We start from the raw sequence: 16,535 nt of genomic DNA on the forward strand, positions 1-16,535 counted from the left end.
ACTGAGCCTGCTGGTAGTCTAAATGGACGAAGAATCAGATAATCAACATCAGCATCACTATGTAGGTTTTTTCCCACGTGTGGTTGCATCGCTCATCGACGGTGTGTTGATGGCGATTGTGACGGTACCGATCCTTTACTCGGTCTATGGAGAACAATACCTGCATTCTGAAAAAATTTTTCTGGGGAGTACGGATATGTTCGTGAGGGTTGTTCTACCTTTTATCGTCACGATCCTCTTTTGGTCTTACCGCGCGGCAACTCCTGGAAAAATGGTGCTTTCGGCCAAAATCGTTGATGCACAAACGGGGCTAAGGCCGACAACAACACAATATGTTGTTCGATATTTGGGTTACATTATCGCGTCGGTGCCGTTTGGGCTGGGATTATTCTGGATAGCTATTGATCAACGTAAGCAAGGCTGGCACGACAAATTAGCTGGCACGCTGGTGATTTATTCCAATAAAAATAAAGACAACTTATCGATTTTTGAGGGGTGATGAGTAGTGTTGCAAGAGTTACTGACAACGACATTATGGCTTCAGGTATTAGCGATGATTTCACTGACCTTTGTCGTATGGGTTTACATGTATATCCGCCGTTTGTCCTACATTATGACGCATCATGTTGACTACGCGAAATTGGGGAAATCTTCTGCGCTGGTTGAACTAATGCCTGAAGAGGTTTCATATCCTTCAGATAATCTTAAAAACCTCTTTGAGTTGCCTGTGCTTTTCTACGTGATAAGCGTAATGGCGATTCAGTCGGGTTTGGTTGATGAGGTACTTTCAATAGCGGCGTGGGCGTATGTCTGTCTTAGGGGAATACATAGTTTGATCCACTGTACTGTTAATAATGTACATCTGAGATTTACGTTCTACATTTTTTCTAGCTTGGTGTTATGGTTCATGGTTGTTCATGTTGCTGTGGTGATGTTGTCAGCGCCCTTACTTTGATGAGTCGTTTCCACCACCAAGATAAAAAAAGAAGTCCAACTGGGCTTCTTTTCATTATCAGTTTTAAACCACCTCCTATGGAGGTGGTGACCGTTGAGCTAAATAAACGCCTTAAGCGTTCAGTGCTTGCTCGATATCAGCAATAATGTCATCAATGTGCTCAATACCCACCGATATCCGAATCATCTCTGGTGTGACACCTGCTTGAGCTTGTTCTTCTGGTGTTAACTGGCGGTGTGTAGTTGATGCTGGGTGACATGCCAGTGATTTCGCATCCCCAATGTTTACCAGTCGTTTGATCATTTGAAGGGCATCAAAGAAGCGAACGCCTGCGTCGTAGCCGTCTTTAAGACCAAACGAAAGAATGGCAGAGGGTTTACCGCCCATGTACTTCTCTGCCAGAGGGTAGTACTCAGACGATTCAAGACCTGCATAGCTTACCCAACTAACCTTGTCGTTAGATTCGAGATACTGGGCCACTTTAACTGCATTTTCGACATGTCTTTCCATACGAAGTGGAAGAGTTTCAAGACCTTGCATTAACATGAAAGCATTCATGGGTGAGAGCGCTGCACCAGTGTTACGCAGCGGCACAGTGCGCGCGCGTCCAATAAAGGCAGCTGGACCAAACGCTTCTGTGTAAACAACGCCGTGATAAGAAGGCTCTGGCTGATTAAGGACTGGGAAGCGTTCTTTATGCTGATCCCAAGGGAATGTGCCCGAATCAACAATCACACCCCCCAGGGTGGTACCGTGGCCACCGATATACTTGGTCAACGAGTGAACCACGATATCTGCACCGTGTTGGATTGGCTTACATAACACTGGTGTCGCAACGGTATTATCAACGATGACAGGAACGCCTTGTGCGTGGGCAAGGTCAGCGATTCCGGCGATATCGACAATGTTACCTGCTGGGTTACCGATGCTTTCGCAATACACGGCTTTGGTATTCTCATCGATCAGCTCGGCGAGGCTTTCAGGGCTGTCATCTTTTGCAAATCTTACTTCGATGCCCTGATTAGGCAGCATGTGGGCAAACAGCGTATAAGTACCGCCATAGAGTTGCGGTGTAGAGACGATATTGTCACCAGCTTGAGCGAGAGTAAGGATGGCATAATTGATCGCAGCACTACCGGCACTAACGACTAACGATGCGATACCACCCTCTAACGCAGCCATCCGTTGTTCTAACACATCATTGGTTGGGTTCATGATGCGTGTATAGATATTGCCGGGAACTTCGAGGTTAAATAAATCCGCACCATGCTGAGCATTGTCGAATTCATAAGCTACGGTTTGATAAATTGGCGTGGCAACACTTTTGGTTGTTGGATCCGTGGTATATCCGTGATGTATCGCAAGTGTTTCGTCTTTCATAGATTGTTTCCATCCCTAGTGATTATTTTCAACAAACGCGTTCGAACCATGAGCACTTGTTATATTGCCCCTTCTTAAATGGACCATTATGTCTCTCGTCGTCGTCCACAAGGCTGGTTTACTATGGCAGATAACAGATACGAGCAACGCGTCAAAGCTCAAAGTTTGTGCACCAGATTGTGGCAGAGTTAACAACTGTTGTACGTAGCAAGAATGAGTGCAGCGCATGAAATTCTGTCATTTCGATCGTCTTTGTCAAAGTCGCCAGACACTTCGCGTTGTGGTGACTAACTAATTGGTATCCCACAATAAAAGTCAGTGTAAGAATTAATCGCGGCATCAGTGAGATTTTCGTGAGCACGAATAATTCGGTACTCAAACCTCACGATATAGTCGGCAGATTTATGCTCTTGCCTGATGATAATGGGGACGTGATTTTCCTTCAGATCAGCTTTTCAGCCTATCGGCCGACTAAAAAGCATCAGTTAAAAATAGCTAATGAGCAAATATGATCGTGAGACGGGTATTTCTATTTAGGCCCGAATCTGTCGGCTCCAAGTGAAAATTATTGCGCGAGGAAAATGCTCTGGTGAAGCTACTGGATGAGGCAAACCGCAGGCTCATCTACACGCAGGCACATATTGATCAGATAGCCTGTTGTATTGGCTTTGAAGGCCCAGCATATTTCTCAACGACTTTAAGCAAAACACAGGCATAAAACCTCAAGCGTCACGTATTGGGTAAACCTCACGAATCTATATATTCGAGATACGATTAAACAATAAGAAAAAACATGTTGAATCATAGTAAAAAAATTACTGTAAGTTGTTATGTTTTCCCATGTTAGGAAAGCAATCTTTCAAATACGATGTAAATGTCTCTGATTGGTAAGTGCCACAACATTGAAGTGTATATTAATTATTTAAAATTAAGAGATAAATACTAATTTACTTAAGTTGAAATTCTACTTATGAAGATAGCTTTAATTGGAATAGGAGATATTGCTCGTAAAGCATATTTACCTATATTGTCGCGCACTCCTGAAATGGAGTTAATTCTATGCGGAAGAAAAGAAGAGCTTGTCAAGTTAGTAGCGGAAGAATTCAAGATAAACCAGATTGTTATTGATTATAAAAAACTTAAAGATATGAACATAGATGCTGTAATGATTCATACAACAAGTCAATCGCATTTTGAAATCGCACACTATTTCCTAAACATTGGCATAGCAGTATTTGTTGATAAACCAGCTGCAATGTTATATTCAGAATATGAAAATTTACATAATATTGCGGAGAAAAAGTCTACGCCTTTATTCATTGGTTTTAATCGTCGGTATAGTCCCCTGTGGAGTAAGTACCTTAATAGTGAAAGGATTCAAGATTTTCAATGGAAAAAAATAGATACAAACATCCTTCGTCACCAAGAGATTTTATCTTTAATGATATGATACATGTAGTAGATTCACTAAATATATTAGGTGACACATCACCTGACTCTATACATGTAAATTACCTGTCAAATATGGGGATGCTATCGAAAGTTAATATCTCATGGGAAAGCAGATACTGCTTGTTTAGTGGGAGTATGAATAGAGAATATGGTAAAACGATTGAAACCTTAGAGTTTTCAACTGCAAATAAAACTTATCAGTTCAGTGACTTTTTTAATGGCGTGGTCCATGAAAATGAAAGTTCAAGTATGCTTAATTTGCCTGAGTGGTCCGATATTTTATACGCAAAAGGATTTTATGCAATGATTGAAGAATGGATAAGATCTATCAAAGTAGGCAAAGTTGATTCTAAGATAAAAAACAGAGATTTGAATACACATTATGTTTGTGAATATTTAGTTAAAAAAGTAAGAAAAATGAAAAAAAAACAAAAACGCAAAACTCATCAAGTAATATCGTTATAGAGAAAGGTCTAGTAAAGATAACATGGCCAATCTTTATCGAAGTTCTTCTTACATATCTAATAACATTTACTGACGTTCTATTTTTAAATAGCATCTCTGATTCTTCAGCAGCGGCAATTGGTACTCTTATGCCAGTTATCGTAATCCCAATTGTCATTTTACACTCTCTATCGATTGGGACGACTGGCGTTTTAGGTCAGATGCTTGGCGCAAATATGTATAAAAGGCTAGCGGCAAATTATTATTTTACTATTATCTTCAACTTTTCAATTGGCTTATGCGTGACGTTAGTTTACTTATTACTTCACCAAGATATTGGAAAGTGGATGGGGCTTAATGACGATATGAACATATTAACAAGTTCATATTTGTTGATTTTTGCACCAGCACTACTCATAAAGTCTATTCAAATTGGTTATGGAAGTATCCTAAATATCAATGGATGGACAAATCTGAATATGTACTCCACACTCATTGCTAATATATTAAATATTATTTTAAACTCAATTTTTATTTTTGGTTGGTTAGATTTTGGCTTTGATGGTGTACAGTATGTAGCGCTTGCATCTGCTTTATCTTACTTGGTTGGTCTATCTATTGTTATTTACTTTGTTCATTTAAATAAAAAAGTGAAATTTAATTTTCATGGTTCATTTTTGGAAATGAAACAGTATTTAAGTCAATCAATGAAAATAGGTATCCCTGCAACAATGGAGCCGATGTCATATGAATTTAATCGTTTTTTTATCACTGTAACTGTTATTTCACTTGGTACTCTAGCTATATCAACAAGAATATATACATTGAACTTGATACTTATACCAGTTATATACTCGCAAGCAATAGGCGTTGGAAATAGAATTATTGTCTCTCATCTTTTAGGTGCTGGTGATTTTACAAGAATAGGTGAACAAATTCGCCAAAGTATTAGACTCAGTATATTGGGAAGTGCAGCCATGATCTTAATTATATGGTTAAGCTCTGACTTCGCTTTCCAAATATTCACTCAGGACAGAGATATATGGGTGCTAGGCTCAACTTTGCTTTTTATTGACCTACTTCGTCACCCTGCTGGCGCTGTGAATATGGTGATTGTAAACAGCCTTGTGGTATCAGGAGATGCAAAATACCCGGTAACGCTATCTATCGCCAGTATGTGGTTAGTGTGTCTACCACTTGTCTTCTTGTTTTCAGTTGTATTTGACTATGGGCTAGTTGGTGTTTGGCTTGCACTTTTAGTCGATGAATACTTACGCTGTATTGTGTGCAGTTTAAGGTGGAAACATGGAGTATGGCGACATGCTTCACCATTAGCCGTTTGATATACGCAGGCTGAGATTATTGATTTTTTGTAAACTCAGCCTATTTTCAATTACTTTTCAATGATTCATACTTTGAAATTTCGCTATCTAGCTGTTCATTAATTAATGACTGTGATACGGACTTAAATATTTCCTGTATCGAAACCTTTTGATGACGTGAAGAGGAATTAATTATTGGTAACATTAGGGAAATTCGATGATTCCTTCTAAGATTAAATTTAGAAAATTCAGTTTTTCCTGTCGTCGCCCAGCGACTATTCAGCTGCAAAATTGAATGAGAACGCGCAAAGAAAGAAAAAGATATTCTTGGGGAGTTAATTTGCTTTTCATATTGCTGATATGCTGAGAGAGATATACCTAAAAGCTCAGATAATGAATCTTGCGATAGTTCAAGGCAATCACGAATTAGCTTCATGTTTTTAGCAACTTTCACATAATAGTTCGACTCAATGTCAATAAGTATATTGCTTAAATCAGGTACATCACCGAAAAATACCTCTTGTTCAGATGCTACGTCTACAATTTCTCGGCTCAATGAAAATAAAGAGTTGAAAACTAAATCACTCGAATGAGATAAGGCACATAAGAATGGGACGAGCTCCCATACTTTTTCGGGGATACTCACATATTGAGCATAGTCAGTATCACTAAGAAGGAGTGTATTTGGCGAGCCAGTGATGATTGACCATCTTGCAACTGAATGCATTTTGGGACAATCTTCACCTTTTTCGTACTTCCTATATTGTGCAATCGATACACCAAAAGCTTCCGCCATGACCTGCTGATTAATATCAGCAATTTTTCTGTACTTTAAAAGGTTTCTCCCTATCTGATAAGCAAAGTTTTCGTCGTCAAACGTTATTGCTAATGGCTCTTTTAAAGAGTTAATTTGTTCAAAACAAAAATAGTCCAATCTTTACCCTTTAAATCAAATGAATAAATTCGCTATCAAGTAGTTATAGAATATTCTGTCAGTTAGTCTCTGAATTGTCTTTTCAAAGTACTCTGGTCAATGTAATGCCTTTCGATTGACAGAATCACCTCTCATAAATTTGAAAACATCATGTATGATTCTGTTTAATAGTAATTATCACCCTAGATTTTACCAAAAGGGTGTTAACAGAGTTGAATTGACTTATTCGTTATTGATCGGTTCTCAGTGAGGAATGTTTTTGAGGTGAATAATTCGATTTTTATGAAGTTTTAAGATATTGCAGCAGTTTTAGCGGGGTAAACTAAGCGCATGATGATGAATGAGGGGACGGATACCCCCTCATTTTTTATGAATTTAACTGACAATTTTTGCCAGTGCTACGAATAAACGGTCAATTTCTTCGGTGGTGTTGTAGTGCATCAAGCCAACACGCAGAATGCCACCTTTATCCGTGATGTTTAAAGCATCTGTCAATCTGTCAGCGTATAGGTGACCTGTCCATGCATAGATTTCCTGTTCACCTAGATGCGCTGCGACCTCTGCGGGAGGCGTATCACCGAAACGAAGAGCAAACGTTGCCGTTCTGCCTTGAGCAGAAGGTTGGCCGATAAGCTCAATGTCGTCATGTTGTGATAGTGCATTCAGAAAGTACTCAGCGAGGCTGGTTTCGTAAGCATGGATCTGCTCGTAACCTGAGACTAACTGAGAACGTAAATCTTCACCTTCGCCGAGCGATGCAAGATATTTGACAGCCTCTACGAATGCCGAAATCGCCTCAAAGTTTAGCGTTCCGGTTTCCCAACAGTTCGGCGCATAGTTTGGTGCTGGTTCTACTTTATAAGGTGTCAAAGAGTTAAGAAGCTCCGAATGTCCCCATATTAGGCCTAGGTGGGGACCAAAAAACTTATACGCTGAGGCAGCAACAAAGTCAGCACCTAGTGCCTGCACGTCAACCAGCTGGTGGGGCAGTAGATGAACGGCATCAATAAACGCCACAGCGCCAGCGGCTTTAGCTTTCTTAACAACAGTATCAATATCAACGGTAGTGCCACTCAGGTTGCTTGCCGCTGTGACCGCAACCAAACGCGTTTTGTCCGACAGCAATTCATCAAGCTTGGCAATGTCTAGCTCACATGTCTTGCCTGTTACCGGTAGGTAATGAACCGTTACGCCTCTTTCTTCCGCGGCCATCGCCCAGCACGAGCGGTTTGCACCATGGTCTGCATCGCTGAGAATGATTTCATCACCCGCTTTCCAAGTGCGAGCAATTGAACGACTGAAATGCAATGTCATTGACGTCATATTTGCGCCGAAGACAATTTCGTCTCTGGACGGGGCATTCAGCATGGCTGCTGCATGTTCCCTAGCGTTATTAACCAATTCAACTGTATTACGGCTGACTGAGAATTGTCCGCCTAAATTGGAATTGCCGGAAGCCAGATAATTTGAGAATGCAGCCTGCACTGTCGCAGGTAACTGTGTCCCGCCGGGACCGTCAAAATAGGCTGGGGTGAACCCATTTATAGACTGCTGAAGAGCGGGAAATCCCGCTCTGATTTCTTCAATTTTTTGCTTAATCTGCAGTGAAGACGAAGACATCTCTAACTCCTTTTTCGCCTGCTTTACTTGAGAGTGTTTCGGAAATATGGTGGAAGTAACGGCTGTCATTCAGAATGATGAACTGATTTTCTTCCAGTACCGTGTTTAAGTGCGGGTGCTGATCGACAGGCGACGAAAATATTTGCGTGTAGCCGCCAGAAATATTTCTACGTTGCACACAGAAAATACCGACATAACGAAATCCATCCTGATGAATTCCCTCTGGTGCAGGCGCGCTTGTTGCATCTTCATCGCAAGTGACGCGGATTTGGTGTACATCGAAATGACCATTAACCTTATCGATACCAGTACGCTCGACAAAAGAGTCTACAAGGTGACGAAACTCTGCTGTTTGTACCATTTCATCACTCATGGGTTCGAAATGGCGCTCAATATCACCGACAACACGGTTGAACTGAGAAGACTGCGTGAATGGTTTGTGTGGCAACCTTTCTGTTAAACCACCTTCATGTGCTTGAAAATGAGCGTACGAACGAAATCGAATATCACTATCGACATATGGATCACTAGGCAGTTCGTCATAGTAGCCGCCCAAGACCTCGGCAACGTTATCAGGCGTTTGAAAAGCTTCAATCAGAAACTTATTGTGCATTTTCTTGTCCTCAGTTCACTGTGTTCCGTGTGTGATTCTGCTGTTAATTAAGTGTTAACCTAGACAATTATGTTGCTTATTGTTTAAATTTCAATGCGAATAGTTGAATAAACGATCACCTGCTGATATTAAAAAGTGAACACTGAACAAAATGAAACAATAAACCACTATATTTACTTATACTGAAGTATTATTTTGATTAATTAATCCATGTTGGTGTTCACTGCTGAAAATTGATGTGATAATCATATCTAATGAATATTCACGTAAATGACTTTCAAATAGTTTGAAGTAGATTAGGAACAGCGGCGAGAGTGTAGATATGTGACGTAAAGAAAACGTTAACTCGGACTATATATTTAGACTTTGTGTTTGACTTTGCTTTTACTCCGACCGCCTCTAGGCGATCAGAGGCGGGCTGATGAGTGCATTATGGTGATTCACACACTAGGACATATTGTCTAGCTTTTTTGTCAAGTTTTGTAGGGCATCTTCTATTGCTGCGATGACGTACTGAACGTTCCTAGGCGTGTGGTTTTGGTAGTTGTGCATTGCGTAGACAGGAATTCTCTCTTGCTTGAGACCCGGTTCACCTGGATGTTCTACCTTCACTAAGGTGCCATCATCAATGAAATCCAACACTGTGATGTCAGGTATAAGTGCTATACCTGCACCTTGAAGCACGAATTCAATAGCCGCTGGAAATGTACTGACTTTAAGTTGTTTTTCAGAAGAGCTGTTCTGCCATGGTAATACGATTTCAGCGACAGATTCAGAACATACGATGTTTTTGTTTATGTACCAGTGCTCGTTTATTTCGCCAATCCTTCTGGCTTTACTGGCACTATCCACTAACTTGCCTGCTCGAATAGCGACATCGATATTGCCCTGAACGAGGTCGAGTTGTTTGTCTGACACAATAAGGTCGATGGTTAACTCTGGATGCTTGGCCATTAACTGAATGACAACGGGAGAAATAACGGGTCTGACTAACCCTTCAGGCGCTGTTAAAGTCAGGCTTCCACATATCGTTGACTGTGTTTCGTTTAATTCATCTACGGCGATGCGTAAAAGGTTTTCGAGTTCAACACAGCGGTCGAAGAATATTTCACCAGCATGCGAAAGGGTGAGCTTCCTTGTCGTTCTGTGCATTAACTGCACACCGAGTTCTTGCTCAAGAGCCGTAATATGCTGGCTTAGGCCTGATTTTGTGAGGTTCAATTGTTCCGCTGCGACAGTAAAACTACCCGCTCGGATTACTGATGCAAACAATTGCATTCGAAAACTTAAAAGCTTATTTTCCATAACATACTCAAAATTTCTTAAATGTCATTTATATTTAAATTGTATTTATTTGAGTAATCGCTCAGGTTAACTCTTGTCTAGTTTTACTCTTCCTGCAACTAAACTTACGTTTTATAGGTTTAATTTGTTTTATTTGAACTTACCTGCGACGAACTACACATTTTTATTGTGGGTTTAAACATAGCACATATGATTTTGTCGAAGTGTTCCTGTATTGAATTAAAAGTTAGAATATTGCCTATTAATTACTCAAAGTAATAACTTATTGTGAGTTTACCAGAATGCGAGAATAAAGCGCAGTGTATTCAACACTCTGTAAAATAAGGATAATTTATGAATCAGGCAGAACATCACTATCCACTTGAGGATTATGTGTCATACCCCGAAGATGAAATGCTGGCACGAGCAAAAGCACATTACTTCAATATTCGTCGTAGACACACAATTCGCGATTTTTCCGACAAACCTGTTGCTAAAGAGATTATAGAAGAATGTATTAAAGCAGCCGCAACAGCGCCTAGTGGTGCCAATCATCAGCCTTGGCATTTTGTTGCAATTAGTGATAGGTCAGTCAAATCACAAATAAGAGAAGAAGCAGAAGCATTAGAGAGAACATTTTATGAGGGAAGGGCAGGTGAAGAATGGTTAGATGCGCTTAAACCCCTTGGAACTGACGCACACAAACCATATCTAGAGAAAGCCCCGTGGTTAATTGCTATTTTTTCACAAAAACGCGGTGGTATCGAGAATGATAACGAGCAGACCAACTATTACGTACATGAATCTGTTGGGATCGCGACAGGCTTCCTGATTCAGGCATTACATAATGCAGGTTTAGTTACATTAACGCATACACCAAAACCAATGAGCTTTCTCAAAAAAGTATGTGGTAGAGATAATGATAACGATAATGACCGTCCATATATGCTGATTATTGCGGGTTACCCTGAAGAGGGCGCTACAATTCCTGAGCATGCTACGAAGAAAAAAGAGTTTGAGGAAATAGCAACGTTTTTATGAATTTATTGGTTGGCCATATTATGGCCAACCAATATTTTAATGATACGCGAAACTACAGCGCGAAAGGGTATTTAGATTAATAAGTGTTTGCACTTTGTCAGTATGGTGAATGCCATGCATACCATGTTTTTCTGCTTCCCTAACATTTTTCAACTGATCGTCAATAAATACAGCATATTCAGGCTCGGTTTTCATTAGCTTCAATGCATGTTGAAAAAAACTGGGGTCGGGTTTAGCGATACCGATGGTGGCCGAGTTAATGACTAAGTCAAAGCTGTAGAGCAAGTGATGTGATGAAAGGTCTTCATCAAGTTTATCGGTCGCATTCGTCACTAAAACCATTTTCGCCTCAGGAATCGACTTTCTCACCTTGTCCAGAAACCCTCTATCAACGAAGCAATCTGCTTTAAGCCATGCTTGAGTAAGTGTGATTGCGGCGTCTTTGTCAAAGTCGCGAGATATCGCGTCTTCTACCTTGATTACCCAGTCTCTATGGGACTGCTTACCTGTTATCGCTGGCAATAAGAATTGATTATCAAAAGCATATTTAAAAAGAGTCCCTTCTGGCAGTCCACTTTTCATTTCTGCTGACTTGATGTCATGGTTAGCCCAATGCCTTATAACACCATCAAAATCTATAAAAATCGTTTTAATCATCTAACAAGCCTTAATGTTATTGATTTAATAATTGAATAAAAATGGCCTTGGAATAAATAAAAAATCTGTATTCTTTGATTTTTTAACTTGATGTAACGTATGCGTTAAATGATTGTTGTGTACTCGGAGTTTTTGAATGTAAGCCGAGGCGGATAGTATATGAATTGTCTTTTTTTACAATATTTAATTAAGAAGTATCATGAGTTAAATTTAGCATAGCTCGAAGATATGCTGATTAATATAGATATTTAATTGGATCTGCTTCATGTTTTATCAAATAAGAGAATAAATGATACAGTCGCCAAAATAATGACGTTTATAACGACACAAATAAAAAGAACAGCTTTAATTAAATAAAAAATTGACGCTTAGTTTATCTAAAGGTATCGATAAGAGTGCATTTATCTTATTTTGACTATTTTTAAAGCGGTGATGTTGTGATTACTACTACTCTTTTGTCTTTGCAGACCATGGACGTACGTGACTGATGGTAGTCAAGGGTATATCAACGTTTACTTTCTTTATACCTCAGGCAGGTTAATAGCGTCGTTTCGCGACAGCCCAGCATCTTTTTAGTTTCCGTTCAGAGCTTGCCAGCTCCTCTTGTTAAAAGGAGTTTCTTAATCGTTACCTGTAACACTTTCGAAAAATAAATGTGAAGTACGTCCATTATACTGATAGCGCGAATAATAGATGCTTTTATCTGTCTATTGATCAGTCAGTAATGTTCCTCGTAAGATGAACAGTCTTTAATTTGATAAAAATCAGATATTTATAACTAATTTCGCTTTCGGTGAGGCTGTGATTTAATCTGATGCTCCTCTCTAAAAACTCATCACGCGACCCGCTGTAATCAAACCTTCATAAAAAAGTCAGTTTTGTGTAACCGAAAATTTCTAACTTGTATGGCGTAAATTGACTAAACATGGATACAGACAAGGTTGTTTGAATCTACTAAAGAACTATCGACTTGGAGGTTGATGTGAAATTAAAGGCACTGATGGCTGCGACTACTGTTGGCCTGACAGCACTTATGGCGGGTAATGCACACGCTGCATCTCGTGACTATATCAGTATTGTTGGTTCATCGACGGTTTACCCGTTCGCTACAGTTGTTGCTGAGCGCTTTGGCCGCACATCGTCTTTTGCTGTTCCAAAAATTGAATCAACGGGTTCAGGCGGCGGTCTTAAACTGTTTTGTGCAGGTGTAGGCGAAAACACGCCAGATATCACTAACGCTTCTCGCAAAATCAAGAGCTCTGAAGTTGAGCTTTGTGCGAAGAACGGCGTAAACGATATCGTTGAAATCAAAATCGGTTATGACGGCATCGCATTCGCTAACTCTAAGAAGAGCGAGCAATTCAATGTTGAGCTGAAAGACATCTTTACTGCACTGGCTAAAGTTGTTCCTGATGCGAACGGTAACCTGATTCCTAACCCAAACAAAACGTGGAAAGATGTAAACCCATCTCTTCCTGCTACTAAAATCGAAGTTCTTGGTCCACCACCAACGTCAGGTACTCGCGATGCATTCGTAGAGCTTGCGATGGAAGGCGGTTGTAAGAAATACCCAGAACTTGCTGCTCTTAAGAAGCAAGACAAGAAGAAGTACAAAGCAGTTTGTCACGGTATTCGTGAAGACGGTGCGTTCATCGAAGCAGGTGAGAACGACAACCTGATCGTTCAGAAGCTTGATGCAAATCCACAAGCTTTCGGTATCTTCGGCTTCAGCTTCCTGGATCAAAACTCTGACAAAGTGCAGGGCTCTAAGATTGCAGGTGTTGCACCAAGCTTTAATGCTATCGGTGACGGCTCATACCCAGTGTCTCGCTCTCTTTACTTCTACGTGAAGAAAGCACACCAGAACGTTGTTCCAGGTCTGAAAGAGTACGTTACTTCTTTCACATCTGAAGATGCAATCGGTGATGAAGGCTACCTGACTGACCGTGGTCTGATTCCACTGGCAGCTCGCGAATGGAAAGTTGTTCGTAACAGTGCTGTAGATTTAACTCCTAACCTGTAATTCAGGCTAGGTTAAGAGGCCGGGTAAGCGCACCCGGCCTTGTACAATTCACTCTTGTTGTTTCGGAGTATGTATGCAAGCGTCGACGTTAATGGCGTTAATTTTGTTTTTAGCGATAAGTGCATTTTTGGTAGCGCGTAAGCGTTCCAAAGAGCTGGCAGTCGCACAGGGCGGATTGAAATCTTTTCACTCGCGTCCATCTTATTACGGTTCTTTCGCTGCTATTCTTGCAGCCGTTCCCGCTTTAATCCTTTTTCTCATTTGGAACGCCGTCGAACCTTCTTTGGTTCAATCTTTGGTGCTGGCACAGCTGCCAGAAGCTCACCAGAGCTCAACGGGAAATACCAATCTTCTATTTAGCCAAATTGTAAATATCGCTAAAGGCATCCTCCAGTCTGAAGATCCTGCTCTTCTAGATGCAGCGGCTCATTACACTCAGCTTAACCACACCGGAAACCTGATTAAGGCTGTTGCTTTGGTTTCTTTATCTCTAGCTGGCTGTGCCGCAGGTTGGAAATTCATTCGTCCTCGTTTTAAAGCTCAACACTACGTTGAGTTCGTGTTACAAGGCTTCTTGCTGGCATGTTCAACGTTGGCAATTTTGACCTCTCTGGGTATTGTTCTTTCGGTACTTTTTGAAGCGTTACGCTTCTTCCAGATGGTTCCCATCACCGATTTTATTTTCGGTATTGAGTGGTCGCCGCAAATAGCTCTGCGCAGTGACCAGCAAGGCGCCAGTGGCGCTTTTGGTGCGGTTCCATTATTTACCGGCACACTGATGATTTCATTCATCGCGATGTTGGTTGCGGCCCCAGTTGGCTTGATGAGTGCTATTTATCTTTCTGAATACTCGTCTCCTCGTGTCAGAAACGTTGTTAAGCCAGTCCTTGAGATACTCGCGGGTGTCCCGACCGTAGTTTACGGCGTATTTGCCGCGTTGACTGTTGCACCGCTCATCCGTGATTTTGCACATGCCATTGGATTTGATAGTGCATCGGCAGAAAGTGCTCTTGCTGCCGGGCTTGTAATGGGTGTGATGATCATACCTTTCGTCTCGTCACTGTCAGACGATGTCATCACTGCAGTGCCTCAGTCGCTTCGTGATGGCTCTCTAGGCTTGGTGCAACAAAATCAGAAACCATCATTAATGTCGTTCTTCCAGCGGCGCTGCCGGGTATTGTCGGTGGCTTACTACTGGCAGTTTCGCGCGCAATTGGCGAAACCATGATCGTTGTTATGGCGGTCGCCTGTCGGCGAATCTGACGGCTAACCCACTTGAGTCGGTTACGACAGTCACGGTTCAAATCGTAACCTTGCTCGTCGGCGACCAAGAGTTTGACAGTCCGAAAACACTCGCTGCATTTGCGTTGGGATTGACACTCTTCGTCGGTACTCTAGCGCTGAACTTTGTCGCACTTCGTATCGTCAAGAAATATCGAGAGCAGTATGACTGATAAATTATTAGAGATCTCCAAGATCAAAAAGGAGAGGGTCCAAGCGGGCCTTAAACGTCGTAGAAACAAAGAATCACGTTTTCGTTCATATGGTATCGCATCGATATTGATGGCGTTTGCGTTCTTGCTTGTGATGATCACGGTGATCGTTTTCAAAGGTCATACGGCGTTTTATACCACTGAAATTCGACTCGATGTACAGCTTGATGCTGAAACTCTTGGCCTAAAAGAGGGAGAAGTTGACCCTCAAGTACTTGGTCAGGGTAGCTATCGTAAAGCACTTCGTAATGCGTTACGTGAGGTTATTCCAGTCGATGGCAGAAAAGATAAGCGAGAGCTTTACAGGTTCATCTCGAACGGTGCTGAATATGACCTTAGGGATACCGTCATCAACAACCCTGAACTGATTGGAACGACCTATAGCTATTGGGCGCAGGCGGGCGATAACTTTAACCAGTTCAACAAGGGCAATATTCGCCGCGATATTCCTGAAACGTCTCGCCAGTTCAAAGATAAGCATATTGGTTGGTTTGACAGAATAGTTGAAGACGATAGAGTTCGAACTGTGTTCAACAAGCACTTCTTCACCAACGGTGACAGCCGTGACCCAGAGCTTGCAGGCATTTGGGGGGCGACTGTGGGTTCGTTCTACACCTTGTTGGTGACGTTGGCACTGAGTTTCCCAATTGGTGTTGCTGCTGCGATTTATCTTGAAGAGTTTGCTCCACGTAACCGTGCGACGGAGTTGATCGAAATTAATATCAACAACCTCGCTGCTGTACCTTCAATTGTATTTGGTTTGCTTGGTCTTGCTGTCTTCTTGAACGTTGCAGATTTGCCGCGTTCGGCGCCGTTAGTGGGTGGTTTGGTACTCACACTTATGACCTTGCCAACCATCATCATTTCGAGTCGTGCAGCGATAAAAGCGGTACCACCTTCAGTGCGTGATGCGGCACTTGGAGTTGGCGCATCGAAAATGCAAATGGTTCTACATCACGTTTTACCACTTGCGATGCCAGGAATGCTCACAGGTACTATCATAGGTATGGCGCAAGCGTTAGGAGAGACGGCTCCGTTGATTATGATTGGCATGGTTGCATTTATCGTCGATGTCCCCGGTGGCCCGTTAGACGCTGCAACAGCACTTCCTGTACAAATTTACCTCTGGGCAGATAGCCCTGAGAAAGGATTCATTGAAAACACATCCGGCGCAATCATGGTTTTATTGGCCTTTCTGGCCTTCATGAATGCAGTAGCTGTAATTTTACGTAAGCGTTTAGAGCGCCGGTGGTAGGAGCAAAAAGATGACAACAACAGTAATGAGTGGAAGCGGTCTGCCAAGTTCAAAAGATGCAA

At 41.5% G+C, this 16,535-nt stretch carries 16 protein-coding genes and 1 pseudogene; 11 read left to right on the forward strand and 6 right to left on the reverse strand.

Annotation, left to right across the window (positions count from 1 at the left end; all coding sequences use genetic code 11):
* The first annotated feature begins 22 nt into the window (after positions 1–22).
* Both CS022_RS19230 and CS022_RS19235 read left to right on the forward strand, forming a co-directional pair.
* Positions 23–499, forward strand: a complete 477-nt coding sequence (locus tag CS022_RS19230) for an RDD family protein (RefSeq protein WP_129122929.1) — start codon at positions 23–25, stop codon at positions 497–499.
* Between the two features lie 6 nt (positions 500–505).
* Positions 506–955, forward strand: coding sequence for an MAPEG family protein (locus CS022_RS19235; protein WP_129122930.1), 450 nt, complete (start codon positions 506–508; stop codon positions 953–955).
* Positions 956–1,066: 111 nt separating this feature from the next.
* Here the strand turns inward: CS022_RS19235 and CS022_RS19240 are convergent, their stop codons facing one another.
* Entirely contained in the window at positions 1,067–2,335 is a 1,269-nt protein-coding gene (locus CS022_RS19240; protein WP_129122931.1) for an O-acetylhomoserine aminocarboxypropyltransferase/cysteine synthase family protein, read from the reverse strand.
* A 970-nt stretch (positions 2,336–3,305) separates the two neighbouring features.
* Between CS022_RS19240 and CS022_RS19245 the strand changes: the two genes are divergently transcribed.
* Genes CS022_RS19245 through CS022_RS19255 form a run of 3 tightly spaced genes read left to right on the forward strand, consistent with a single transcriptional unit; the run spans position 3,306 to position 5,574 of the window.
* Complete coding sequence (locus tag CS022_RS19245; protein ID WP_129122932.1) at positions 3,306–3,785, forward strand: Gfo/Idh/MocA family protein; 480 nt, start codon at positions 3,306–3,308, stop codon at positions 3,783–3,785.
* Positions 3,725–4,252, forward strand: coding sequence for a hypothetical protein (locus CS022_RS19250; RefSeq protein WP_129123610.1), 528 nt, complete (start codon positions 3,725–3,727; stop codon positions 4,250–4,252). The genes CS022_RS19245 and CS022_RS19250 overlap by 61 nt, the downstream gene beginning before the upstream one ends.
* A gap of 35 nt (positions 4,253–4,287) precedes the next feature.
* Positions 4,288–5,574 (forward strand): MATE family efflux transporter, encoded by a 1,287-nt coding sequence (locus CS022_RS19255; RefSeq protein WP_268967915.1) that lies wholly within the window; start codon positions 4,288–4,290, stop codon positions 5,572–5,574.
* Positions 5,575–5,620: 46 nt separating this feature from the next.
* On the opposite strand, the gene CS022_RS19260 is transcribed toward CS022_RS19255, so the two are convergent.
* The 4 genes from CS022_RS19260 to CS022_RS19275 form a co-directional block, all read right to left on the reverse strand.
* On the reverse strand, positions 5,621–6,487 hold the full coding sequence (locus CS022_RS19260) for a helix-turn-helix domain-containing protein (protein WP_129122935.1): 867 nt from the start codon (positions 6,485–6,487) through the stop codon (positions 5,621–5,623).
* A gap of 375 nt (positions 6,488–6,862) precedes the next feature.
* Positions 6,863–8,107 carry a cysteine desulfurase-like protein gene (locus tag CS022_RS19265; RefSeq protein WP_129122936.1) on the reverse strand — a complete coding sequence of 415 codons (1,245 nt, stop codon included), beginning with the start codon at positions 8,105–8,107 and terminating at the stop codon, positions 6,863–6,865.
* Complete coding sequence (locus CS022_RS19270) at positions 8,082–8,720, reverse strand: 2OG-Fe dioxygenase family protein (RefSeq protein ID WP_129122937.1); 639 nt, start codon at positions 8,718–8,720, stop codon at positions 8,082–8,084. Before CS022_RS19270 ends, CS022_RS19265 begins: the two co-directional genes overlap by 26 nt.
* Positions 8,721–9,167: 447 nt before the next feature.
* The gene (locus CS022_RS19275; protein WP_129123612.1) at positions 9,168–10,025 is read right to left on the reverse strand and encodes a LysR family transcriptional regulator; all 858 of its coding nucleotides are present in this window, start codon (positions 10,023–10,025) and stop codon (positions 9,168–9,170) included.
* 333 nt (positions 10,026–10,358) lie between these two features.
* Here CS022_RS19275 and CS022_RS19280 point away from each other — a divergent pair, with 333 nt between their 5' ends.
* Positions 10,359–11,045: a nitroreductase family protein gene (locus tag CS022_RS19280; protein ID WP_129122940.1), complete on the forward strand. Its 687-nt coding sequence runs from the start codon at positions 10,359–10,361 to the stop codon at positions 11,043–11,045.
* 36 nt (positions 11,046–11,081) lie between these two features.
* Here the strand turns inward: CS022_RS19280 and CS022_RS19285 are convergent, their stop codons facing one another.
* Entirely contained in the window at positions 11,082–11,702 is a 621-nt protein-coding gene (locus tag CS022_RS19285) for an HAD-IA family hydrolase (RefSeq protein WP_129122941.1), read from the reverse strand.
* A gap of 982 nt (positions 11,703–12,684) precedes the next feature.
* Here CS022_RS19285 and CS022_RS19290 point away from each other — a divergent pair.
* The 5 genes and pseudogenes from CS022_RS19290 to pstA all read left to right on the forward strand — a co-directional run bounded on the left by CS022_RS19290 (position 12,685) and on the right by pstA (position 16,473).
* Entirely contained in the window at positions 12,685–13,725 is a 1,041-nt protein-coding gene (locus CS022_RS19290; RefSeq protein WP_129122942.1) for a substrate-binding domain-containing protein, read from the forward strand.
* Positions 13,726–13,816: 91 nt separating this feature from the next.
* Positions 13,817–14,269, forward strand: a pseudogene (locus CS022_RS28240) (phosphate ABC transporter permease family protein); the annotation flags it as partial.
* A gap of 623 nt (positions 14,270–14,892) precedes the next feature.
* On the forward strand, positions 14,893–14,988 hold the full coding sequence (locus CS022_RS28245) for a hypothetical protein (protein WP_235869528.1): 96 nt from the start codon (positions 14,893–14,895) through the stop codon (positions 14,986–14,988).
* A 50-nt stretch (positions 14,989–15,038) separates the two neighbouring features.
* Positions 15,039–15,179: a hypothetical protein gene (locus CS022_RS28250; protein ID WP_235869523.1), complete on the forward strand. Its 141-nt coding sequence runs from the start codon at positions 15,039–15,041 to the stop codon at positions 15,177–15,179.
* Positions 15,172–16,473, forward strand: a complete 1,302-nt coding sequence (gene pstA / locus CS022_RS19300; RefSeq protein ID WP_129123613.1) for a phosphate ABC transporter permease PstA — start codon at positions 15,172–15,174, stop codon at positions 16,471–16,473. The genes CS022_RS28250 and pstA overlap by 8 nt, the downstream gene beginning before the upstream one ends.
* The last annotated feature ends 62 nt before the right edge of the window (positions 16,474–16,535 follow it).

Origin of the sequence: Veronia nyctiphanis (assembly GCF_004116385.1) — a bacterium.
GTDB lineage: Bacteria > Pseudomonadota > Gammaproteobacteria > Enterobacterales > Vibrionaceae > Veronia > Veronia nyctiphanis.